The organism is Flavobacterium johnsoniae (assembly GCF_030388325.1).
Taxonomy (GTDB): domain Bacteria; phylum Bacteroidota; class Bacteroidia; order Flavobacteriales; family Flavobacteriaceae; genus Flavobacterium; species Flavobacterium johnsoniae_C.
The window spans coordinates 1,401,867-1,424,461 of the sequence record NZ_CP103794.1 but is presented as its reverse complement, the minus strand read 5'-3'; the positions used below and the strand labels follow the sequence as shown (position 1 = coordinate 1,424,461).

Here is a 22,595-nt window from a genome sequence, read left to right as displayed (position 1 = left end):
AGTGAGAAAAATTTAAACGCAAAGAACGCAAGGTTTCTTTTTAAGATTATGCATACAAATGCAAAGTTCGCAAAGCTATATGATAAAGCTTTGCGAACTTTTATAAATCTTACTTAAAAAAAATCTTAGCGAACTTTGCGTAAATTCTTAGCGCTCTTTGCGGTTAAAAAAACTACTTAGAAAGCTCCACAAAATACTTGTAAAACAACGGAATAGTTTCAATTCCTTTCAAGTAATTAAAGATTCCGAAATGTTCATTTGGCGAATGAATAGCATCAGAATCCAAACCAAATCCCATTAAGATTGTTTTACTTTTTAATTCTTTTTCAAACAAAGCTACAATCGGAATACTTCCTCCAGAACGAACCGGAATTGCTGGAACTCCAAACGTTTCTGTATAGGCTTTATTTGCCGCCTGATAACCAATACTATCAATTGGCGTTACATAACCTTGACCACCGTGATGCGGCGTTACTTTTACAGTAACTCCGGCTGGCGCAATACTTGTAAAATGTTTAGTGAAAAGTTCTGTAATCTCTTCCCATTCCTGATTTGGAACTAAACGCATCGAGATTTTAGCAAAAGCTTTGCTCGCAATAACCGTTTTTGCACCTTCGCCAGTATAACCGCCCCAGATTCCGTTTACGTCTAAAGTCGGACGAATTGAGTTGCGTTCGTTTGTTACATAACCTTTTTCGCCATAAACATCAGCAATGTTTAAAGCATTTTTATATTTTTCTAAACTAAAAGGCGCTTTTGCCATTTCAGCTCTTTCTTCTGCAGATAATTCCTGAACTTTATCGTAGAATCCTGGAATCGTGATATGATTGTTTTCGTCATGAAGAGAAGCAATCATTTTTGCCAAAATATTAATTGGGTTCGCCACAGCTCCACCGTATAAACCAGAATGCAAATCGCGGTTCGGACCTGTAACTTCTACTTCAACATAACTCAAACCTCTTAAACCTGTTGTGATAGACGGTTGTTGGTTAGAAATCATTCCTGTATCTGAAATCAAGATTACGTCGTTTTTCAGTTTTTCCTGATTGCGTTCTACAAACCAAGCCAAACTTGCCGAACCTACTTCTTCTTCTCCCTCGATCATGAATTTTACGTTGCAAGGCAAATTATTATTTTGCACCATATATTCTAACGCTTTTACGTGCATGTACATCTGACCTTTGTCGTCACACGCTCCACGCGCAAAGATGGCGCCTTCTGGGTGAATATCTGTAGTTTTGATAACGGGTTCGAAAGGTGGCGAAGTCCATAATTCTAATGGATCTGGCGGTTGTACGTCGTAGTGACCGTAAACTAAAACCGTTGGAAGATTTGGATCTATAATTTTCTCTCCGTAGATAATTGGATAACCTGGAGTGTCGCAAGTTTCGACATAATCGCATCCTGCTTTTGATAAACTTTCTTTTACAGCCTCTGCTGTGTCAATAACATCTTGAGAATATGCAGTGTCGGCACTTACCGACGGAATTTTTAATAATTCGATCAATTCGTTGATAAACCGATCTTTATGTTGTTGAACGTAGGACTTAATATTTTCCATTTAAATTATTTTTATAGAAAACCAAAAGTACAAAAAAGAGAATTAAAAAAAATTTTGAAAAAAGTCTTTGATAATTGGAAAGTATGCTTATCTTTGCACCCACAATTCCGCGGATATGGTGAAATTGGTAGACATGCCAGACTTAGGATCTGGTGCCGCAAGGCGTGTAGGTTCGAGTCCTATTATCCGCACTAAAAAAGCTTCTGAATATTTTTTCAGAAGCTTTTTTGTTTTATTATGTTTGATATTTTTACTTCATGTTTTTAAAATACAACCCTAAACGACTTAAACTATATAGAGTATAAAACAAAGAAGCCACTTAAAATAAGTGGCTTTCTTCAATTATAATGAGAATTCTAAAGAATAATTTCACTTTTAAAAGGAGAATCTACTTCTTCAATAATTAAATCAGTAAAATCTTCAGTTTCAACAGAAGTCATTTCAAAATCTGCTTGAGGTTCATGGCACACAAATTTATTTGAGGCATTAATTTGAGCAATAAACTCATCACTAAAACCTAGAGTTTTTAAAATTTGATTTTTTGTTTCCATAATTTAATTTTTATTTAGTAATCGTTTTAAAAGTTCTTATTATCCCATAATTTGATGAAACGTAAACTTTTTGTATCTGTGTATTTAGAAAAAGATAATACATTAAAGCCCACATTCGCTTCATTGCTCTATCCATTCCTGAAATATTTTCTGAATGAGTAATTTTTAATTGACAAACCTCCCATGCTGTAATTCTATCAATTGCATATCCATGATCTTTCCATTTTTCATGATTGCAAAGTAATTTAGCAATTTCATTAGCTCTCTCTTTTTTCTCAACAACCGTGACAGGAGAACCATCTTTATGAGTTGTCCATTCTTTAAATTTATATTTATCTAAATAATTCTCAACCATATCTATAGACTTTGAACTCATAATCATAGCATTCCCTGCTTCAATTCTATCTATGCCATTTATCAAAAATTGATCTGTCCAATCAATTGGCTTCCCCTTGGCAATATTGTCATTCCCTCTCTTTTTTACTTCTTCAATTAAATATAAAATAGATTGAGCAGGCAAAAATGTTCCATTCATTCTTCTAACTTGCGGATCAATGGGACCAATTTGCGAACTACCTGTCATCACAATTTCATCTCCCGACATCACAAACATTGTGCCAGCACTCATCGCCTTATTTAAGATAATAAAACCAATATGATCAAATCTTGCTCTTAATTTATCTACAAATTTTGCAACAGTGGTGGATAAACCTCCAGGTGTTTCCAATATAATATCGATCGCATTTATACCAGAATCAATTGAAGAAATCATTTCTTCAAAAGGCAAGTCATCCGAATCTTCAATCATCGTATTACCGGCTACTGATATAGTATTTGCCATAAAACAAACAGCAGGTCTTTGCCTTATATCTTCAATTTCTTTTATGCCGGCCTGAATTTCAGCTTTTAAATTCAAACTTGCAAATTGATATTTTGTTAAACTTTCAAATTCTCGACCATCTTCCATTTTTGATAAAAGTTGGCTCGATAAAGGTAACGAAGGGTTTCCTGTCATAGAATTTTCCGCTGGTTTGTTTTTCTCTCTAGCTTTGTCAAAAGGTGTTTTCTTTCTTTCTTTTTTCCAACTCATGTTTGATGGTTATTCAAATTTCGTGAAAATTAAACCAAATACATTACATAATTACCTTTATTTTTTGTAAGTACCTGATTTTACGGATCAAATATATCTAATTAAATTACATAATTACTATGAATTATAAAAAAATAAAGATTTTCAGGTATTAATACGTGAATTTCATCATAATCATTTATGAGGTATCGGATTCTATAAAAACTACCTCTATTAATATATTTAACGTGTTAAATTTACAAAGCATTATAAATTATAAAAATTTAGTCGTCAGCATATTTACAATTATGTTCCGAAACTTGACACATCTGTCAACACACAAAACAATGCCCCAACTTGACGAAAGGAGCATTTCCAGCAAAACCAACAGTTTGTACACCATAAAAAACTGCGGAAATCACTCTCAATTTTTATTGGTTTGCTTTTACTTTCTCCTTTCGTCGAGATGAAGATTTTATTTTTATTAATTAGCATCCAAATAAGGATCGAGCACTTCTGCCAATCTGTTCAGCCAGTAAAAATTATCCCCAATTCGAGGCAATTCTGCATTAACACTTTCACGACCTCGCATAGAACTTAGCGAAAGGGAATAATTTACCTGCCGAAGCATCTTCGCCATATCTTTTACATCCACAACATCACTAAAAAAATCTTTTAGCCTAGTTTCTACTTCTTTAGAAAAATATTCTGTAGTCATTATCTTATTTTTTAAACGTTTCAAATATAATACTTTTGGTTACATAAATGTGGTCAAGTCGAAAATAAATCTTAAGAATTTTGAAATATGGATATTTCAGAAGAAATCTTTATTACAAATCTTGGGATTCACATTCGTCAATTGCGTGAAAAAAAAGGATTATCTCAACAAGCTTTAGCTGATGATTGTGATATTCGTAAAACTCAGATTGGTAGAATTGAAAGAGCTGAAATAAATACCACGATCAAAACTCTTGTAAAAATTGCCAATGCTTTAGATATTGAACCTAAAGAATTGCTTGATTTTCCTTTGAAATAATAATTCGGCTAAAGCCTTTCACTTTCAATCATAAATAAACCTCCAGCTAAAGCAGGAGGCAATTTATTTAACTTTCTTATTTCGATAAAGCATATCCTTCTAGTTTGTCATTCTGAGGAACGAAGAATCTTCGTAAGAAGCTCGACAAAGATTGGTGATTATCGTTGCGGAGTTACTTGTGGAGATTCTTCGTTCCTCAGAATGACAAACTGTATGGCTACTTTGTAAAAAAACTTTTCGGAATTTCTAGTGTGATTTCTCTCCCGAAGCCTCGGGATCGAAATGACAAAAAATGCGAAAAAACTTTGCGACTCTGCGACTTTGCGAGATTAAAATCAGCAGAGAAAAGATGACAAATATTTTCTCGCTACAATGAAAAAAAATCCTTTTAATCCTAATAATCTGTGGCAGAAAAAAAACTTTGCGACTTCGCGACTCTGCGAGATTAAAACCAACAAAGATTTAAAATTCAGAAATTTCTTTAATTATTTTACACTTTAATCTTTAAAAATCCTTATTTTTAAAATACCAAAAACCTAAATCTGCATATTTTATTTTGTTTTTAAATCTCTAAAATCATTTAGAACACATGAAGAAATACAGATTATTAGTCATTCTTTTAGGAATTATTGCCGTTTTTTATTTTGCAAGAGCAGCTCGAAGCTTTACGGTTAAACAGGAAACTCGAACGCTTCAATCGGAACATTTTATTGTTTCTTACAGCGGAATTTATAAAAGCGAAGCCGAAAAAGTCAGCAAACATCTTGAAGACAATTATGCTACAATAAGAGAAAATCTAAAAGATGTAGAACACGACATCATAAAGGTTTTTATTTACGGTTCGCAATTTAAGTTTATGAATGCTACGGGCTTAAAAGAAAAAGCAAAAGGCACAAGTCGCGGTCCGAACGAATTTCATTTTATCTATACCAATTGGTTTAATTCTATTTTTCCAGACGATCCATTAAAAACGGCTTTGCATGAATTTACGCATTGCATTCAACTCAATATTTTAATCGACAAGGCAAAAGAAACCATCATTACACAAGACCGACTTACTTTTGAAAAGGAATTTGATAAAACGTTTAGTGCCGAATATCCGCGCTGGCTTTGGGAATCGATTAGTATTTTTGAAGCTGGAGAAGTTAATTCAATAAGTGTGAAATACGCGAAGAGCAAAAATCTGACTTTAGAAGAACTAAACAAAAGCAATCAGATTTACAATATTGGATATACAATTATAGAATATCTGACTCAAAAATGGGGAAAAGATATTTTGCCAAAATTAATTGCTTCGTTTGGCAATATTCAGAAAACATTAAACGTTACTCCTGAAGAATTTGAGAAAGGCTGGATTGCTTTTTTGAATGAGAAGTATTAAAAGTTTTCAATTTAGAAAACCAAAAATCTCACAGATTAATAAGAATGATAATTGTTATTTCGAAAATGGATTTTTAATCTGTTAAGAACGACAATAATTTCTAGTTATTTGTTAAAGAAATATTAAAAAATCTTCGTAACTTCACGCAACCATCCTGATATTCAGATATCTAAACAAAAAGAGGCGTTATGAAAAGATTTTTTTACTTTTTGATTCTGACTTTAGGAATTCTTGGTTGTACTTCTGACGATGATAAACCAACCAAAAATTTTAAATTCACCGCTCCGTACACCACAACTATAACTGTTGGCGGTGTGGTTGGCACGCGCGAAAGAACTTTCAAAGTCGGAGAAACCTTTAAAGGTCTTGACGACGAAAAAGAAACCATAAGAATCAGAATCGCTGAACATACTGAAATGAATGAAAATTGCCCGAATAGCTGGTGTTATCAAGAATTTTTAAACGTTCCGCGTGAGTATTTGAAATTGGAAGAATAAGAATAACTTCGGCTAAAGCCTTTTTTTAAGCTACAAAAAAACCTCCAGCTAAAGCGGGAGGCAATTTATAATTAAATTTTTTCGGATTTTATTTACCCAAAAGCTCTAGAATCTTATCTACATTAATTTCACTATAATCATTAATATAAAAATCACAAATCGGAAGCTGTTCTTTTGTATGCGTACTCAAAACGCCAACTACTTTCATTCCAGCATTTAATCCCGCTGTAATGCCTGAAAAAGAATCTTCGAAAACCACACAATCAGAAGGAGAAACACCAACGCGTTCTGCTGATTTTAGATATACTTCAGGGTTTGGTTTATGGTACGTAACGTCTTCGCTAGACATCATCGAATCCATTTTGTCTGTAATTTTTAAGGCATTTGCAATCAAATCTAGATTAGCACGAGGCGCAGATGTAGCAACAGCTGTTTTGAATCCGCGCGATTTTAATTCGTTTAGAAAATCCAAATAATGTGGAATTGTATCTACTTTATCTTTATAAATTTCGCGAAACATTCCTTCTTTTTCGTCTTCCAGTTTTAGAAGTTCTTCTCCCGTAATCGGACGTTTGAAGAAATGCGTCATGATATAACTATTGTGTTTTCCGTACATATGTTCTTCAAATTCTTCATTGGTATAAGGAACATTATATTTATCGAAAAACGCCTCAAAAGCTTTCACATGATGCGGATTGGTGTGCGAAATCACGCCATCCATATCAAAAATTACACATTGCTGGCTCATATATTTTATTTGTTTTTAACGGTTGCAAGATAACGTATAAAACGTTTATTACACAGAGATTCACTAAGGTTTTTCGCGGAGATTCGCTAAGATTTTCTTTTTAATCTCGCAAAGACGCAGAGGCGCAAAGTTTTTATTTTAAAGCCACAGATTAATAAGATTAAAAGGATTAGTCTCTCGCAGATTTGGCAGATTAAGCAGATTAGATTTCTTAAAATAAGAAAATAAACTATCCCCTTAATCTGCCAAATCTGCGAGAGTAAAAAAATCTTTGCGCCTCTGCGACTTTGCGAGATTAATTCATATCAACCAATCCAAATCTTGCTTTTCACCAAATTCATCGTCTGTCTTAAATGCTGATTACAAGCAATTAGAATAATCAAAACCACCAAACCATAACCGACAACGGTATAAATCTCCATATCGGCTAATAAAGTCGCTTGTTTGGTAATGGTACCAAATACTTTTTTTAAGGCTAAGGTATTGGCATTATCTGCCGAATATCCTTTGGCAATAAAACTTTGAGTTGTCGAAGCAATAGTGTGTTGCGCTTCAGAATTTTCACCTGTTACAAACTGACTTAGTTTTAAAAAGTGCTTTTTGTTTAAAAATACCATCGCATTCTGCATGACGCAAAACCCAATTGTGCTTCCCCAAAAACGTCCAGAAACACCAACAATTCCAGAAGAAACTGCCATATTTGCTGGAACTGAAGATGTAGTAAACAAGATTAATGGAACAAATAAAAACCCGACACCAATTCCTTGTAAAATGTATGGAATTATAATATCACTCAACGCTACGTCTGGCACAAAAAGAAACGTAAACCAGAAATGAAAAATAGCAATAAGTGTAAAACCAATCATAAAAATGATTTTAGTTGAAACCGATTTCATCAAGAAGAAAGCAGCTAAAATAAGTCCGATTACATTTCCTAAACCGTTTATATATTGTACGCCCGCAACACGCGACGGATCCCAATTCCAAATTGAAAACATTGCCGAATGGCACAAACTCAGCGTTGCTCTGCTGATGTAAAAAAGGAAAAACAACAAGAATCCGATTCGCAGGTTAGCGTATTTTATGACTTCAAAATTAAAACTTGGTCTTTTTACCAAACGTTCTTTAAAAATGAATAATCCACCAGTTATCAGTGAAATCATTAACATTAAAACCATTTCTGAAGACTCGAACCAATATTTTTTTTCGGCATAAACAAAAAAATAGGCACCGCAAAGAATCGAAATTAAAACCAAAAAATAACTCATCCAGTCGATCTGATACAACGGAATTTTCTTTGTAATTCGGTGCCCTCTGAAAGTAACTAAGATTAAAAACACATTGAGAACCTGAAGCCCTCCCGATACATACAACATGTATTTCCAGTCGTAATGATCTAGAAACCAAACGGCAACATTCATAATAAACGGTGTGGACAACAACAGCGAGCCATAATAAAATGAAAACCCGATGATAATGGCATTTTTAGAATTAAACTGCTCAATAAGCAACTGCCTTATTGTAATTACCGGAAGCGCCATCAAGATTCCTTCCGCAACTCGCATCAATAAAAAAATCGAAAAATTGGTAATATATGCCGATGTAACAATCGTAATTCCGATTAAGGAATAAACCGCCATTAGGTAATTTTTTGCAGGGAAAAAACTCGAAAATCGGCCTTCTATTAAAATGGTTGCCAGTAAAGTTCCGTACGTTACGCACATCGCAAACTGCAAATCTTCGGGTTCAATATCCAGAAAACTTGCCGCATACGTTACGTTTGACGTATAAACTCCCAACAAAATCATGGAATGCAACAAACAGACGAACAAAATAATAATGATCGCCCACTTCGGAACCCAAGATTTAAATATACTTTTATCTTCCATTTTATTTGTGCGCAGCAACAACTGTAATGTTCATTCCTGCTCTTAAAAAATCGGTTTGCTTGTCTTGTTCTTTTAATTGAATTCTAACCGGAATTCTTTGTTCAATTTTTACGAAATTTCCAGTCGCATTATCTGGAGGAAGTAAAGAAAATCTTGCTCCACTCGCAGGTGATAAAGAGGCAATTGTACCAATGAAAGTTTTGTCACTCACAGCATCTGCTTTGATTTCTACATCTTGCCCAACCGTTAAATACTGCAATTGCGTTTCTTTAAAATTGGCTGTAATCCATTTTTCTTTACTAACTATAGAAAGCAAAGACTGCCCTTCTTTTACCAATTGCCCAGGCTGTAAAGTTCGTTTTCCAACCCAACCGTCGTAAGGCGCCGTAATAATGGTGTAAGAAAGAAACAAAGCCGCATTATCAGCAACAGCTTGTTTTGATGCAATATTCGTTTGTGTTGTCGGAACATTCGCTTCAGCAACAGAAGTACTTAAAGTTGCAGAATGAATTCTATTTTTCATTTCCGAAAAATGCGCTTGTGCCGATTCGTAATCGGCGCGGACTTTTTCTAATTGCTGAGAAGTTGCCGCTTCATCTTTTACCAAAGCTTTATACCTTTCGTATTCTAGTTTTGTTTTCCAAAGATTCGATTTTGCAGCCTCTAATTGCGATTCATTGATTGCCGTTGCACTTGCTGTTGTAAGTGCATTTTTCTGAGCCACAACGTTGTTTTGTTGCGCGTTTTGAACATCGGCAAGAGCCACATTTAATTTCGATTTATATTCTCTGTTGTCAATCACAACCAAAGTATCTCCTTTATGCACAAATTGATTTTCATCAAAACGAACTTCCTGCACATAACCCGTAATTCTCGACATAATTGGCGTAACATATTGTTCGACCTGCGCGTCATTTGTTTCTTCGTGATTTCTGTTGAATACATAAAACCAAATACCCAAAATAACTCCGCTTACTACAAGCACACTCGCAATTACTGTTATTAATATATGAAACGTTCTATTTCTTCTAGTTTCATTTTTTATCTTAACCATATCTTTTTATTCTCTAAATTCTATTTTCTAAGTCTTGTCTCTTGCTTCTTTCTTCTAAAAAACTTCTAACTCTGAGGCATAATTCCCGCTGTATGAAGCAACTCATAATGTTTGAGAATCGCATCCAATCTTGTAGAAATTTTGTTGTATTTCGCCTGAAGCAAAGCATTATCAGCATCTACCATTTCGGTAATCAAAACCAATTGATTTAAGTATTTCAGCTTTACAATTCGGTAATTTTCAGTTGCTAAATCCAGGGCTTTATCTACCACAACAAATTTTTCAAGGATTTCCTGATATTGCGTATGTTCTTTGTATAACTTATCTTGAATTTCGTCTTTTATAATTTCAGATTGCATTTCCTGCCATTTGATTTTGGTATTTGCCTGATCCATCTTGGTTTTGTTTTTATATAAAGACGAAAGATCAAAAGAAGCTTCAATTCCTACTTGTCCTAAAGTGTACAAATACGGATTTGGCGGAAAGAATTTATAATTTGGATAATAAAAACCATAATTTCCGAAGAAATGTACACTTGGCAAATAATTTCCTTTTACCATTTGCAATTCCGTTTTACTAATACTTAATTCTTGGCTTGCAACTCGCATTTCTTCATTTTGCAACGCTTTAGTCATATAAAAATCATACGGATCTAAACCATTCATTTCGTCCAAACTCGTAGTTGTGTCGATTGCAATTTCTTCGTTTTCAGGCAGCTGAATCAGCGTTTTCAGATCGTGAAGTGCGATTTTAATGTTTTTGGAGTTAGTTAACGCATTCAATTCACGATCCGAAAGCTGCAATTCGGCACGAATAACTTCGTTTTTCGTCACCGTTCCATGTTTTTGAAGCGAAAGAACTTCTTTCAATCGGCTTTTTTCTTCTTTGATGTTTTCTTCAAAAATCTTTTGAAGTTCCATCATTTTATAAATCGCCAAGTAATTCGCCACTACTTCCAGTTCAATATCATTTTCTGTTTTTTCTGATTTTATTTTGGCAATTTCGTTTTCCTGATTCGCAATTTTAATAGCGTTGTTGATTTTGTTTCCAACGTAAATTGGCATTTTAAAAGTAGAATTTACCTCGTAGATTTCAGGAATTGCTTTTGTAACTTCTTTTCCGTTCAAAAAGCCATTTCCTTTAAATTCAGTAATATTGGTAATTCTAGAATACATGCCGTTTAATTCTACATCTGGCAATCGGAGTTCTTTTCTTTCTTTGATGTTTTGCTCTGCGAGCGTAATCTCCAGTTGAGATTTTAGGACTTTTTTATTGTTTTCTTTGGCTAGTTTCATCGCTTCTTGCAAAGAAATCGAATGAACTTCCTGAGCTTGTAAGGTGCCAAATGCTAATATGATTAGAAATATCAATAAGCTTCTGAGAAAACAATCTTCTTTAGAGTTTGTTGTTTTAAGGAACATGAATACATAAATAATTGATGCTGCAAAGTTCCTGCATTTTTCTGTTGACTGATAATTATTAAAAGCCAACAACATATTCATTTCGGACAAATGTTAAAATATAGTTTTCCGAAAACATTTTATTAAAGCACTGAAAAACAATTTATTACAAAATTTATTTGGATTGTGATTTTTCACGCAGATTTTAATAGATTTTAGCAGATACGCCCAGATTTTATTTTTTACAATTGTAGAATCAAACAGTTATCTGCTTAAACTGCCAAATCTGCGTTAAATAAAAACTATTTACTACGTTCCAAAATTTCTTCTCCGTTTAAGTAATCAGAAGGTCTTTGCCCTAAAATTTTGAAGAATGTGTTGCTAAAAGTCGGAACACTATTATAACCAACTTCTTGAGCTACCTCTTTTACCGAAAGTTTTCTTTCTAATAAAAGTTCGATTGCCTTCAAGATTCGTCGAATAGTATAATATTGAATAAAAGACATTTTTAAATCTTTTTGAAACAAGCGATACAAAGATCTTTCGCTATAACCAAATTCGTGTGCCACATCGGCAAATAGAATTGTTTCTCCAAGATTATTTTCAATATAACGAAGAATTTTTCCAAGTCGTTTGTCTTTTGGTTGCGGTAATTCGAGAGGAAGATTATTAGTGCAGATTTGCGGAAGAATAGCTTTTATAGCTTTTGCGATGGTAAAATTTGGAGTTCCTTTTTTAAGATCGCCATTCCATTTATTTGTAAAAAGCATCATTTGCAACAGTAAATTATTGACAGGATAAATACCTTCATTTTTATAAAACTCATTTTCATCTTTTTCAACCGGAAAGTATAGATTCCGCATCATTACATGTTCCGACTTTGGCTCAATACTGTGTTCTAAACCAGCCGGAATCCATATAAAATGTCTTGCAGGTAGAAAGTAAGATTTCGTTTCAGTTGTTACAAAAACTACGTCTCCTTCTGCATATAACATTTGTGCTTTTTCGTGTTTATGCGTCGGAACAAACAATTCACCCATTATATCGTGATGACAGTAAATGCTTTTTTTATCGGCATCTACTTTTTTAATATAATATTTGTCTACTTTAAAAGTTCCTGGTTCCATGATATAAAGATAGGAAGAAATTTAACCGCAAAGCACGCAAGGATTTTTTCAAGAATTGCGCTTATAAACACAAAGTTCGCAAAGCTTTATCATATAGCTTTGCGAACTTTTATAAATCTTACTTAAAAGAAAACTTGCGTGCTTTGCGTAGATCTTAGCGCTCTTTGCGTTAATATTCCACAATTTTTAAATAAAAAAATGCCTATCGTGATGATAGGCATTTTAAACAACTTAGGCGGTCTGGACGGGACTCGAACCCGCGACCCCATGCGTGACAGGCATGTATTCTAACCAACTGAACTACCAAACCCTGCGTTATTGCGAGTGCAAAAATACAACAGAATTTCGTTTCTGCAAGCGTTTTTACAAATAAAATTTGAGAAATTTTTAATTGGTTAAATTCCAATATTTTAAAAATTGACGACGAAATCAAAAAAGAAGAAGTTTCTTTCTTTTAATTAACAGAGAAAGTTTTTCACATAGAAATATTCATCATTTTACTAAACATAACCCACGGTTTATGCTTGAATATAATTAATGGAAAACCTTTGTAGAGTTACTTGCGGAGATTTCTCCTTCGTCGAAATGACAAACTGTTAAGTTAAGATTGAGATTAGGCAAAAAAATCACTAAGCTTTCTCAATTGTAAGCTTTGCGAACTTTGCATTCTTTAGAAAATATCTTTGTGAACTTTGCGCAAATCTTAGCGCTCTTTGCGGTAAAATTTCATTGTGTTTAAGCAAAACCAAAAGTGTCTTAAATCAAAAAAGCCATCCACAAAAGTGGAAAGCTTTTCATTGGTCTAACTACTAAACCAGCTACGAGTTACAAAGTCGTAGCAAAACAACACAACTAATCTTAGATACCGTATTTGGGCAAAAAAGCCTTTCTGTTAAGAAAGGCTTTTCCCAATATTGCGGTCTGGACGGGACTCGAACCCGCGACCCCATGCGTGACAGGCATGTATTCTAACCAACTGAACTACCAAACCTCTGCGTTATTGCGGTTGCAAAGATATAACAGAATTTCGTTTCTGCAAGTGTTTTTGTAAAAAAAATGAAATAAATTTTAAAATATTTATCCAAAGTTTTGTTTTTCAACCAAATATGTAGTCAATATTTTTTCAAAATTATCACCAACATTTACTGGAACGTACTTAATTTGGTTCTTTGCACAGGTTAAAGCCAGATTTTTAAAATACGCTTCTACCCTTTTTTCATATTCTTCTTTTACATTATCAGCAAAAATAGAAACCTCTTCTCCCGATTCTAAATCGATAAATTTTCTTGGCGTGTTATCAAAATCAAACTTCATTTCTGTTTGATTATCAACCACATGAAATAAAACCACTTTATGTTTATTGTGTTTCAGATGCTGTAAAGCGTTAAAAAGCTTATCATCATCTTCAGTCTGAAACATATCTGTAAACAAAATAATCATCGAACGGCGATGCATTTTCTCTGCAATTTGATGCAAATATGTAATTGTATCGGTCGTTTTTTTGACTTTTGGCTGAACTAATAATTCTTCCAATTTATTCAGCAACATTCTGTGGTGGCGATCGCTTCCTTTTTCTGGAGCGTAATATTCATATTTATCCGAAAAAACGCTTAAACCAACTGCATCACGCTGTTTCTTCAAAATATTCATTAAAACTGCCGAAGCCAAAACAGCAAAACCAATTTTCTTTTCGTAAAAAGGCTGATTCGATTTTAGTTCTGGATAATGCATTGACGAAGAATTATCGACAATCAAATGACAACGTAAATTGGTTTCTTCCTCAAAACGCTTCGTATATAAACGGTCTGTTTTGGCAAACAATTTCCAATCAATATGTTTAGTGCTTTCGCCTGCATTATAAACTTTATGTTCGGCAAATTCTGCCGAAAATCCATGAAACGGACTCTTGTGCATTCCAGATATAAAACCTTCCACAACCTGATTTGCCAGCATTTCTAAGTGCTGAAAACTCGAGACTTTCTCTATTTCCGATTCTATTTTCATCTGGTTTATTTTTTGATATTTTGCGCTTTAAAAAGCAAATCTGTCGCCATAAATAATTTACGCTTCAAGATCGGACTAAAATTAGGGTTTTCTTTTAAGAATCGCTGTACTTCATCAAAAGCATATTTAGACGAATATTTCCCGATAGTATTATCAAGCCAATCTTTCGGAAAGAAAATATCTCCCGTGCGCTGAATTTCGTCTACCAAATCTAATGAAAATCTAATATATTTCTGTGCACTTTCCTGACGAAGAGGATGATTTACATTTGCCAAACCTACAGAAACCCAAGCTTCTTTTTCTCTATTTGCATCGTCTTTTAATGATTCTATAAATGCATTTCTAACCGATTCGTCTTTTGATAAGGATGGAAGTAAAAATTCAAATCGCTTCTTTTTATCCGGATTTGTGATTGTTGTTCTTGTTTTCTCCAAAATCTCATCGGCTTTTGGATGTTTAAAAATAGCCAGATTCATTGCCATATTGGAATAATCGTCTTCGTTTAATTTTAATCCAGAAATAGAAACTTCTCTATTCCAAATTTTATACAAACTTGCTTTTCCTGAATCTGAATAGGCAACTGAACTGAATAATCCGAATAAAGTCTTTTTAATATTTGCCGATAAATTAGCTTGTAAACGCTCGTATAATATACCTAAAAGCTGTTTTTGGATTTTGTTTTGCTGATCTTCAGTAAAAAATCTCCAATAAATTGTATTCAAACTATTTGATGCAATTCTCAAAACCAACTCATTTTCTTCCGATTGAATTCCTTTTAAAAAACAATCGAACGCTTTTTCAGGAGAAACATTTCCAATTAATGTATTTTCAAAAAGATTGCTGTAACTCGACGCTCTTGCAACCTCATCTTTTAAACTTGAAATATAATTTAAATTATTGCCGTCAAGCGGAAAAACTCCGTACCCGAAACCATTATAGTTGTAAACAACGGCAAGCGGTTTTTCAAGTCCTTCAGCTTCTTTTACAACTGTATTTTTATCATTAATATTAGTTGCTAAAACCTTCACATCTTCTGCATAAATCAACCCAATTTGAAAAACCTGAGGCCAGATATTTCCTGATTTATCTTCTGCTTGCTGTGCAATTTCAAATTTTTTAATTTTATTTTTAGAATCGTATTCTATTTTATCTGTAAAAATGGTTCTTCCGGATTTATTTACCCAGACTTCGCTCCATTTCTTCATATCCAAAGGCGTTTCTGCATCTAGAATTTCTACAAGATTATTCCAATCAGCATTGTCGTTAGCATATTTTTGAATGTATTTTTGAATTCCTTTCTGAAAAGCTTCTTTTCCCATCGAAGCTTCTAATTGACGCATCATAATTGGCGCTTTGTTGTAAATCATGGCGCCATAAAGTGATCCTGCATCTTTTAAATTTTCTAAATGCTGTCTGATCGGATGCGTGCCCAAAGATCGGTCTTCCGCGTAAGCGCTGGAATAATGCGCAGTAAAAAACTGCAAATTATGATTGACTTTCGGAAAAATCGGATTCATGATTTTGTCTGCCATAAAATTGGCAAATACTTCTTTCATCCAAACGTCGTCAAACCATTTCATTGTAACCAAATCGCCAAACCACATGTGCGAAGTTTCGTGTGCGATGAGTTTTGCTCGGTTTAATTTTTCGCTGTCAGTTGCGCTGTTATCCAAAAATAAGGTCGATTCTCTGTATTGAATTGCACCAACATGTTCCATTCCGCCATACTGAAAAACCGGAATTGAGGCAAAATCCAATTTCTGAAATGGGAATTTATAATTGGTATACTTTTCTAAAAAGTCTAACGATTGCTGATGTAAACTGAAAATAGTATCGGTACTGCTTTCTATTTTATTTTTATCATTTTCACGATAAAGAAACGTCATTTCTAAACCAGGTTTCTTTGTAATGCTATTGAATTTTCCAGCGACAAATGAAAACAAATACGTGCTCATTTTATCAGATTCTCCAAAAGTATATAATGTAAAATCGCCTTTTTCAACTTTCTCTTTTACATCGGCTCCAGCCAAAACCGACCATTCTTTTGGCACAGAAAGACTTAATTTGTAAGTTGCCTTAATATCTGGCTGATCAAAACAAGGAAATAAAGTGCTTGCACGATCCGGAACTAATAATGTGTAGAGAAAATCGTCGTTTCTGTTTAAAGATAAATTCCCTGCAATGAATGAAATCGAGAAAGTGTTTTTTCCTGAAACCAAAGCAGAAACTGGAATTACAATATGTCCGTTTTCATGAATAATAGAAAGCTTTTTTCCGTTTGCTTCAACTGTTTTTATATTAGAAGTTTTCTCTTTAAAATCAAAAAGCAAAGGCTGACTCAAATCTGATAAATTCATATTTACGAATAACTGAGAATTTATATTTTCTGTTCTCTTATTCGGAATTTCGAAAAATAAAGTATACTGAAGGTCTGAAATCTGTTTTTTACGATAGTGCGCCAATTTCTCTGAAACACCATTTTCGAATAATGCATTTTCTTTTGACTGCGAAAAACCATTGGAAATCAAGATAACAAAACAAAGAAAGCTGTAGAAAATTTTCATTTTTAAGGAATATAAGATTCGTTAAAAATAAAAAAAAGCAACGACATTAAAACTTTCGATTCGACAGAAAACGAAAAAGGCTTGACGATTGTCAAACCTTTTCCTTTACTAATTCAAAGCTATCCAAAAAAAGAATTATTCAGTTTGTTGAAAATCAAAGCTTAAATCTCCTGCATTGTAATTTGCCGAAACGTTTGTCGGGAAAATTTGTGCAGTTCCAGAAACCCATCTATACTCATTGAATGTTATGTTTCCGGCAACAATAGGATACGTTACATTAGATAGGTCGGCTTTGTTTTTTTTGTACCAATCATTTGAGTTCATGGTAATCATGTATTTTTTGTCTTTATCTAAAGCTAATTCGCTGATTTCTTTTTTAACCTCAACATCAGCTGTTGCAACATTTAAAGTTTCAGAACGTAATACCGTTTTTGCTGAATAATCCCAAATTGTTACACGAACAGTAGGATTTGTCGCTGGCAGTTTTAGTGTTACAGCTTTAATTTTACCTTTTACAGTTGGCGTAAACACCAAACCAAATTCGTAATCGCCAGCGTTAATAAAATTTGTTACTGTACTGAAACCTGTCGCTGTATAATAAGCCGCTAACGGATTTTCTGTTGCAAATGATTTTTTATCATCTTTATCGCTGCTGCAAGAAATGGCTAAAATGGCAGTTACTAAAATGGTTATAATGGTTTTAAACTTTTTCATGATATAAAATTTTGATAGTTTTAGTTTGGTTAATATTGGTTGTTTTAGAAATTAAGGCTGAATATTAAAACGTGCACAAACTTCTTCGTAACTCATTTTAGAATAATCCAGTTTTGTAGTCTTTGCCGTTGCAGCCGCTTTACCGCCTGGAATTAAAATGTATCTCCAGCTTAGAGATGTTGGCAAAGAAACGGTTGTTCCGTCTCCAACGTGTTTAAATCTAAAAAGCTTAATTTTTTGCACAGTCGAAATCGCCGTAATCGTATTTACAAATCCTCCAGCTGTTGATGTGTAAGGCAATTGATAAACGCTGCTGCTGAAAGACATATAAACTAATATTGTTCCTTTTGCTAAAATATCAGCTGATAGTTCTGGAGCATTAATAGAAGTTGATAATCCTGAAGTTCCGTCTATTGTTTCTGCAACCGCTGCTGGGGCAGTCATCCAAGCACTGTAAATAACATTCGCTGTTCCTGTTGCTCCTGGCGCACCGTCGACTCCATCAATTCCATTATTTCCGTCATCGCCACTGCATGAAATAGTACTAATTGCAAGTAAAAAAATTGTAAAAAGGGCTTTAAAAGTTTTCATAATAATTCTAGTCTTTAAAAAATTGGTCAAATGGTTCTTATTTAATTCAATAACATTATTTTTGCAACTATCAGTAAGGCAGTTTCTTTCCTTGTGATTTAATTACATGACAAAGTTGTGGGAATAAATTCTGGCAAAAAATCGCTAATAGACGAACAGCATTTTAAATAGACAGACAACCGTTTTTATGCTTTTTATATTTTAAAAAATCAATTTTAGATGAAGAAATACACTTGTATTATAATTGATGATGACGAAATAGACAGACTTACGGCAGTTTCTTATGCCAAGAAATTTCCTGTTTTAGATATTCTGGGCGTTTTTGAGTCGGCTGAAGACGCTGTTCCTTTTTTAGAAAAAGAAAAAATTGACATTTTGTTTTTAGATATCGATATGCCGGGTTTAAACGGAATCGAATTTAGAAAACAAGCTTTAGATATTCCTGTTTGTGTTTTTATAACCGCGCATCCTGAACATGCGGTAGAAAGTTTTCAAATCGAAACGTTAGATTTCATTGTAAAACCCTTAAAATTAGATCGTTTTACACAAACCATAAATCGCATTGAAGAGTTTATGGAAATTAAACTCAAAGCCTCTCTGTTTGAAGCCAGTATTGGCGGCGATACGATTTATATTAAAGAAGGACACGAACAGACGAAAGTTAAACTTCACGAGATTTTATATCTAGAAGCTTTAAAAGATTATACGTTGGTAGTAACAGACCGTAAGAGGCATTGTGTGCTTTCGAGTATCGGAAATTTATTAAAAGAAGATCATTTTCAGTCCTTTATTCGTATTCACAGAAGTTATGCCGTACAGAAACAATATGTTCAAAAGATTAATTCGAGTGAAATAATCTTGAATAATAATACCGTAATTCCGATTGGAAGAAGTTACAAAGAGAACTTAAATCTGATGGCATGAGAAATCTAAAGTTCCTGCTTTTACTTCTAATTAGTTGCAATGTTTTTGCACAGCAGGAACCCAATTTGGCGCGTTATAAAACAGTAGACGAAAAACTAAAAGTCTGGCTGAAGTATTCCAACTCGCTTTTAGATGCTGAAGATTACATTAAACTTATACCTGTCGCAGACAAAGGAATTTTGCTTGCAAAAAATCAAAATGCCTATAAAAGCCGTTTCTATCTTCAAAAAGGACTTGCTTATGAATTTACGAATAATCAATCTCAAAAAGCTTTAATCAATTACGAGGAAGCTTGGAAATATGCTCAAAAAGCCAAACATTTAAAAAACGAAACGACCATTTTAATGCGTCTTAATTATGTTTATTATGCCGTTCAAGATACTGTTAAAAGCAAACATCTTGCAGCGTATATGTCAGAGGTATTAGACACAACAAAAAGTAATTATACCAAAGCCATTTTAAACGGAAGTTTAGCAGAATATTACCAGAATAATGCTCAGTATGAAACTTTTATCGGATATCAATTAAAAGCAATTTCATACAAGAAACTACTTCAAAAAAACAAAATAAACGAAGAAAACATTGGTATATCGTATCTCCAAATCGGAAGTGCGTATACTAGAATGAAGCAATACAACAAAGCAATCGAATATTTGAATGAAGCAAAATCTTACATCAAGAATTCTCCCTATGTAAGTGCTTTTTTATGCAATTATTATTTGCAAAGTTTTGTTCCTTTAAAGAATATCGATAGTATTCAGAAATACTACAATCTTATACATACTTATCCTTCTAAAAAAGATTCTTTATTTCTTAATTTGAGTTTTGCAAACAGAAGCATGTCTGAATATTACGCCAATCAACGCAAACCAAACATTGCCTATAATTATGCTAAAAAAGCGGTTCGATTTGGGCAAAAATCGAATGATGAAGATATGATTATGGAGGCAAATGCCGTAATGGGAAGGGTTTTGTATGAAAAAGGAGAATATAAAAAAGCTATAGAAACGCTAAAAAAAACTTCTAAAAACGCATTACATTACGACAAAGAATCTTTTGTTATGATCAATAAAAAGCTTTCTCAGAGTTACGCCGCAATCGGACAATGGAAAGAAGCTTATTATTACAACGAAATCTATAGCAAAAACAACGACGAAATGATGGCGCAGTCAGCCAAACAAAGCATTGCAACCGCAGAAGCTCGCTATCAAAACCAGACCAAACAACAAAAAATCAAAAATCTGTCTACAGAAAATGACATTAAAAATATTCAGATTAAAGAAGTAAAACAGCAACGTATTTTCTTAATTTCTGGAATTGCTTTAGTTGGCATTATCGGATTATTATTGATGAAACAAAGTCAAAACAGAAAGAAAACCAATTTGAAACTTCAGGCTTTAAACCAAGAATTGGATGAAGCTAATAAAATTAAAGCCCAATTTTTTAGTATTTTAAATCATGATTTAAGAAGTCCAGTTTCAAATCTGATTCATTTTCTGCATCTTCAAAAAGAAAATCCTGAACTTATAGATGAAGAAACGGCGATCAGAATGCAAAATAAAATTACAACTGGAGCCGAAAATTTGTTGTCATCGATGGAAGATATTTTGCTTTGGAGCAAAGGACAAATGGAAAATTTTAAACCTCAGTTTAGAAAAACAGCAATTGAAGTTTTATTTGAAGAAACCGAAAAACATTTTTCTAACATTGAAAATATCGAAATTGCTTTTGAAAATCCTGAAAACATCATTTTAGAAACAGACGAAAATTACCTGAAAACTATTATGAGAAACCTTACCGGAAATGCGATAAAAGCTTTAGACAAAACTCCAAATGCAAAAATCGTCTGGAAAGCTTGGCAGGAAAATGAGAATAATTATCTTTCTATAACCGACAATGGTCCAGGCGGAACTCAAGAAAAATTTAAAGCTTTATACGACGAATCTCAAGTTATAGGAATCAAATCTGGTTTAGGTTTGCATCTGATTCGTGATTTGGCAACGGCAATTAATTGTAAAATTAAGGTTTGTTCAAAGCCAAATGCTGGCGCTACTTTTACTATTATTTTTAATGCATAAGTTTTTAAACACATAGAAACATAGTTTTTCTTTGTGAGTAAAGACGTTTCACTTGTTTAAATAAACATAGTTTCAGTGTCAAAATACCTTTAAACATTCTATGTTTGTTTTAAATAAATGAAATGCCTTTTATCAAGCTTACAAAATCTATGATTCTATGTGTTTAAAAACTAATCTCATTTTATTCCAATAAAAAAGGCTTGACTTTCGCCAAACCTTTTTTATATCAATCGTAATCTGAGATTACAATAAAGCGTCTAAACTATCTGCGTAGGCTTGTTTCGGAGCTACTCCTACTTGTTTTCCTACTACTTCACCATTTTGAAACACCAAAACGGTTGGTATGTTACGCACACCGTATTTTGCAGCAAATTCTTGGTTAGCGTCTACATCTACTTTACCAACAACTACTTTACCAGCGTACTCTTCGCTTAATTGGTCAATGATTGGACCAACCATTCTACAAGGACCACACCATGCTGCCCAAAAATCTACCATTACTGGTTTATCTGATTTTAAAACTACTTCATCAAAAGTAGCATCTGTTATTGCTAATGCCATAATATATTAAGATTAAAATTATGTTTGAATGTTTAACTTTCAAACTACAGTACAAATTTAAAAATTTAAAACAAATCAAACACGATTACTAAATTAGTTTTCATTATAAATGTATTGTCATTAATTATCAACTGTATAAAACTTTTTTAGATTTCAATTTACGATATATTCAACTGAAAACCAACCTAATAAAATGTTAATCTTTTTTGTAGTATCTTTAGTACTCCAAAGATTTAATTTAAAATGCAGCAAACTTTACTTCAAATAAAAACCTTTCTTCAATCTGATCCGTTTAAAAAATATGCTAAACGGTTTGGATTTTTTATTCTAGGATTAATTGCCTTGCTTTTGATTGCTTGTGGCGCTTTGTCTATTTATTTCAATCAGAATAAAGCAGAAATTATTGCGAAAGTCAATCATAAAATCAATGAAAATATAAACGGTAAATTTCATGTAACCGATTTTCATTACAAGTTTTTAACTGGTTTTCCGAACTTCACTTTGGCATTAAATGATGTAGAAATAAAAGACAATCAATGGCAAAATCACAAACATACTTTACTAAAAGCCAAAGAAATAGAAGCTCGTTTAAATATTTTAAGTTTATTAAAGAAAGAAATAAGCATTCATAAAATCTTAATTAATGATGCTCAGATTTACATTTACAAAGCAGAGAACGGTTATTCGAATGTAAATATCTTTAAACCAAAAAAGAAAAAAACAGAATCTAATAAAGAAAAAACCGAAACGACCATTGACGAAGTAAATCTCAACAATGTCCATGTAATTATTGACAATCATTTAGGACACAAATTATTCGATTTTGATGTAGCATCTTTAGATTAA

Annotated in this window: 19 protein-coding genes, 3 tRNA genes and 1 pseudogene; 7 read left to right on the top strand and 16 right to left on the bottom strand. The window is 33.1% G+C overall.

What is annotated here, in order from left to right:
• Nucleotides 1-172: 172 nt before the first annotated feature.
• On the bottom strand, nt 173-1,561 hold the full coding sequence (locus NYQ10_RS06355; protein ID WP_276175485.1) for a dipeptidase: 1,389 nt from the start codon (nt 1,559-1,561) through the stop codon (nt 173-175).
• A gap of 109 nt (nt 1,562-1,670) precedes the next feature.
• Here NYQ10_RS06355 and NYQ10_RS06350 point away from each other — a divergent pair.
• Nucleotides 1,671-1,752 (top strand) — tRNA-Leu (locus NYQ10_RS06350).
• A gap of 165 nt (nt 1,753-1,917) precedes the next feature.
• On the opposite strand, the gene NYQ10_RS06345 is transcribed toward NYQ10_RS06350, so the two are convergent.
• From NYQ10_RS06345 to NYQ10_RS06335, 3 genes are all read right to left on the bottom strand, one after another.
• On the bottom strand, nt 1,918-2,112 hold the full coding sequence (locus NYQ10_RS06345) for a hypothetical protein (RefSeq protein WP_289879379.1): 195 nt from the start codon (nt 2,110-2,112) through the stop codon (nt 1,918-1,920).
• Between the two features lie 10 nt (nt 2,113-2,122).
• Nucleotides 2,123-3,202 carry an SDH family Clp fold serine proteinase gene (locus NYQ10_RS06340; RefSeq protein ID WP_289879378.1) on the bottom strand — a complete coding sequence of 360 codons (1,080 nt, stop codon included), beginning with the start codon at nt 3,200-3,202 and terminating at the stop codon, nt 2,123-2,125.
• A gap of 463 nt (nt 3,203-3,665) precedes the next feature.
• The gene (locus NYQ10_RS06335; RefSeq protein ID WP_289879377.1) at nt 3,666-3,899 is read right to left on the bottom strand and encodes a hypothetical protein; all 234 of its coding nucleotides are present in this window, start codon (nt 3,897-3,899) and stop codon (nt 3,666-3,668) included.
• Nucleotides 3,900-3,986: 87 nt separating this feature from the next.
• Between NYQ10_RS06335 and NYQ10_RS06330 the strand changes: the two genes are divergently transcribed.
• From NYQ10_RS06330 to NYQ10_RS06320, 3 genes are all read left to right on the top strand, one after another.
• On the top strand, nt 3,987-4,217 hold the full coding sequence (locus NYQ10_RS06330; RefSeq protein ID WP_289879376.1) for a helix-turn-helix domain-containing protein: 231 nt from the start codon (nt 3,987-3,989) through the stop codon (nt 4,215-4,217).
• A gap of 589 nt (nt 4,218-4,806) precedes the next feature.
• Entirely contained in the window at nt 4,807-5,598 is a 792-nt protein-coding gene (locus NYQ10_RS06325; protein ID WP_289879375.1) for a DUF6055 domain-containing protein, read from the top strand.
• A 188-nt stretch (nt 5,599-5,786) separates the two neighbouring features.
• A complete protein-coding gene (locus NYQ10_RS06320; protein ID WP_289879374.1) occupies nt 5,787-6,095 on the top strand; it encodes a hypothetical protein in 309 nt (102 codons plus the stop codon).
• Nucleotides 6,096-6,315: 220 nt separating this feature from the next.
• Here the strand turns inward: NYQ10_RS06320 and NYQ10_RS06315 are convergent.
• From NYQ10_RS06315 to NYQ10_RS06265, 11 genes and pseudogenes are all read right to left on the bottom strand, one after another.
• A pseudogene (locus tag NYQ10_RS06315) lies at nt 6,316-6,843 on the bottom strand (HAD family hydrolase); the annotation flags it as partial.
• Between the two features lie 305 nt (nt 6,844-7,148).
• Nucleotides 7,149-8,732 carry an MFS transporter gene (locus NYQ10_RS06310; protein WP_289879372.1) on the bottom strand — a complete coding sequence of 528 codons (1,584 nt, stop codon included), beginning with the start codon at nt 8,730-8,732 and terminating at the stop codon, nt 7,149-7,151.
• Nucleotide 8,733: 1 nt separating this feature from the next.
• Nucleotides 8,734-9,786, bottom strand: a complete 1,053-nt coding sequence (locus NYQ10_RS06305) for an HlyD family secretion protein (protein ID WP_289879371.1) — start codon at nt 9,784-9,786, stop codon at nt 8,734-8,736.
• A 65-nt stretch (nt 9,787-9,851) separates the two neighbouring features.
• A complete protein-coding gene (locus tag NYQ10_RS06300; protein ID WP_289879370.1) occupies nt 9,852-11,288 on the bottom strand; it encodes a TolC family protein in 1,437 nt (478 codons plus the stop codon).
• Between the two features lie 200 nt (nt 11,289-11,488).
• Nucleotides 11,489-12,313, bottom strand: coding sequence for a helix-turn-helix transcriptional regulator (locus NYQ10_RS06295; protein ID WP_289879369.1), 825 nt, complete (start codon nt 12,311-12,313; stop codon nt 11,489-11,491).
• 236 nt (nt 12,314-12,549) lie between these two features.
• Nucleotides 12,550-12,623 (bottom strand) — tRNA-Asp (locus tag NYQ10_RS06290).
• 607 nt (nt 12,624-13,230) lie between these two features.
• Nucleotides 13,231-13,304, bottom strand: a tRNA-Asp gene (locus tag NYQ10_RS06285).
• An 86-nt stretch (nt 13,305-13,390) separates the two neighbouring features.
• On the bottom strand, nt 13,391-14,317 hold the full coding sequence (locus NYQ10_RS06280) for a DUF58 domain-containing protein (protein WP_289879368.1): 927 nt from the start codon (nt 14,315-14,317) through the stop codon (nt 13,391-13,393).
• A 5-nt stretch (nt 14,318-14,322) separates the two neighbouring features.
• A complete protein-coding gene (locus NYQ10_RS06275) occupies nt 14,323-16,881 on the bottom strand; it encodes a M1 family metallopeptidase (protein WP_289879367.1) in 2,559 nt (852 codons plus the stop codon).
• 135 nt (nt 16,882-17,016) lie between these two features.
• On the bottom strand, nt 17,017-17,595 hold the full coding sequence (locus NYQ10_RS06270; RefSeq protein WP_289879366.1) for a hypothetical protein: 579 nt from the start codon (nt 17,593-17,595) through the stop codon (nt 17,017-17,019).
• Nucleotides 17,596-17,646: 51 nt separating this feature from the next.
• Nucleotides 17,647-18,186, bottom strand: a complete 540-nt coding sequence (locus NYQ10_RS06265; RefSeq protein ID WP_289879365.1) for a hypothetical protein — start codon at nt 18,184-18,186, stop codon at nt 17,647-17,649.
• 219 nt (nt 18,187-18,405) lie between these two features.
• On the opposite strand from NYQ10_RS06265, the gene NYQ10_RS06260 reads away from it, so the two are divergent.
• Together NYQ10_RS06260 and NYQ10_RS06255 are read left to right on the top strand one after the other, a co-directional pair.
• Nucleotides 18,406-19,110 carry a LytR/AlgR family response regulator transcription factor gene (locus tag NYQ10_RS06260; RefSeq protein ID WP_289879364.1) on the top strand — a complete coding sequence of 235 codons (705 nt, stop codon included), beginning with the start codon at nt 18,406-18,408 and terminating at the stop codon, nt 19,108-19,110.
• A complete protein-coding gene (locus NYQ10_RS06255) occupies nt 19,107-21,188 on the top strand; it encodes a tetratricopeptide repeat-containing sensor histidine kinase (RefSeq protein ID WP_289879363.1) in 2,082 nt (693 codons plus the stop codon). The genes NYQ10_RS06260 and NYQ10_RS06255 overlap by 4 nt, the downstream gene beginning before the upstream one ends.
• A gap of 243 nt (nt 21,189-21,431) precedes the next feature.
• On the opposite strand, the gene trxA is transcribed toward NYQ10_RS06255, so the two are convergent.
• Nucleotides 21,432-21,749, bottom strand: a complete 318-nt coding sequence (gene trxA / locus NYQ10_RS06250) for a thioredoxin (RefSeq protein ID WP_008466289.1) — start codon at nt 21,747-21,749, stop codon at nt 21,432-21,434.
• A 243-nt stretch (nt 21,750-21,992) separates the two neighbouring features.
• Between trxA and NYQ10_RS06245 the strand changes: the two genes are divergently transcribed.
• Entirely contained in the window at nt 21,993-22,595 is a 603-nt protein-coding gene (locus NYQ10_RS06245; RefSeq protein ID WP_289879362.1) for an AsmA family protein, read from the top strand.

What these genes read in the sequence shown, in the direction of transcription:
- NYQ10_RS06260 (WP_289879364.1), top strand. Translation starts at nt 18,406, where the DNA reads ATGAAGAAATACACTTGTATTATAATTGATGATGACGAAATAGACAGA.
- NYQ10_RS06340 (WP_289879378.1), bottom strand. Translation starts at nt 3,202, where the DNA reads ATGAGTTGGAAAAAAGAAAGAAAGAAAACACCTTTTGACAAAGCTAGA.
- NYQ10_RS06255 (WP_289879363.1), top strand. Translation starts at nt 19,107, where the DNA reads ATGAGAAATCTAAAGTTCCTGCTTTTACTTCTAATTAGTTGCAATGTT.
- NYQ10_RS06320 (WP_289879374.1), top strand. Translation starts at nt 5,787, where the DNA reads ATGAAAAGATTTTTTTACTTTTTGATTCTGACTTTAGGAATTCTTGGT.
- NYQ10_RS06270 (WP_289879366.1), bottom strand. Translation starts at nt 17,595, where the DNA reads ATGAAAAAGTTTAAAACCATTATAACCATTTTAGTAACTGCCATTTTA.
- NYQ10_RS06295 (WP_289879369.1), bottom strand. Translation starts at nt 12,313, where the DNA reads ATGGAACCAGGAACTTTTAAAGTAGACAAATATTATATTAAAAAAGTA.
- NYQ10_RS06305 (WP_289879371.1), bottom strand. Translation starts at nt 9,786, where the DNA reads ATGGTTAAGATAAAAAATGAAACTAGAAGAAATAGAACGTTTCATATA.
- NYQ10_RS06310 (WP_289879372.1), bottom strand. Translation starts at nt 8,732, where the DNA reads ATGGAAGATAAAAGTATATTTAAATCTTGGGTTCCGAAGTGGGCGATC.
- NYQ10_RS06300 (WP_289879370.1), bottom strand. Translation starts at nt 11,288, where the DNA reads ATGAATATGTTGTTGGCTTTTAATAATTATCAGTCAACAGAAAAATGC.
- NYQ10_RS06330 (WP_289879376.1), top strand. Translation starts at nt 3,987, where the DNA reads ATGGATATTTCAGAAGAAATCTTTATTACAAATCTTGGGATTCACATT.
- NYQ10_RS06325 (WP_289879375.1), top strand. Translation starts at nt 4,807, where the DNA reads ATGAAGAAATACAGATTATTAGTCATTCTTTTAGGAATTATTGCCGTT.
- NYQ10_RS06335 (WP_289879377.1), bottom strand. Translation starts at nt 3,899, where the DNA reads ATGACTACAGAATATTTTTCTAAAGAAGTAGAAACTAGGCTAAAAGAT.
- trxA (WP_008466289.1), bottom strand. Translation starts at nt 21,749, where the DNA reads ATGGCATTAGCAATAACAGATGCTACTTTTGATGAAGTAGTTTTAAAA.
- NYQ10_RS06355 (WP_276175485.1), bottom strand. Translation starts at nt 1,561, where the DNA reads ATGGAAAATATTAAGTCCTACGTTCAACAACATAAAGATCGGTTTATC.
- NYQ10_RS06265 (WP_289879365.1), bottom strand. Translation starts at nt 18,186, where the DNA reads ATGAAAACTTTTAAAGCCCTTTTTACAATTTTTTTACTTGCAATTAGT.
- NYQ10_RS06280 (WP_289879368.1), bottom strand. Translation starts at nt 14,317, where the DNA reads ATGAAAATAGAATCGGAAATAGAGAAAGTCTCGAGTTTTCAGCACTTA.
- NYQ10_RS06245 (WP_289879362.1), top strand. Translation starts at nt 21,993, where the DNA reads ATGCAGCAAACTTTACTTCAAATAAAAACCTTTCTTCAATCTGATCCG.
- NYQ10_RS06275 (WP_289879367.1), bottom strand. Translation starts at nt 16,881, where the DNA reads ATGAAAATTTTCTACAGCTTTCTTTGTTTTGTTATCTTGATTTCCAAT.
- NYQ10_RS06345 (WP_289879379.1), bottom strand. Translation starts at nt 2,112, where the DNA reads ATGGAAACAAAAAATCAAATTTTAAAAACTCTAGGTTTTAGTGATGAG.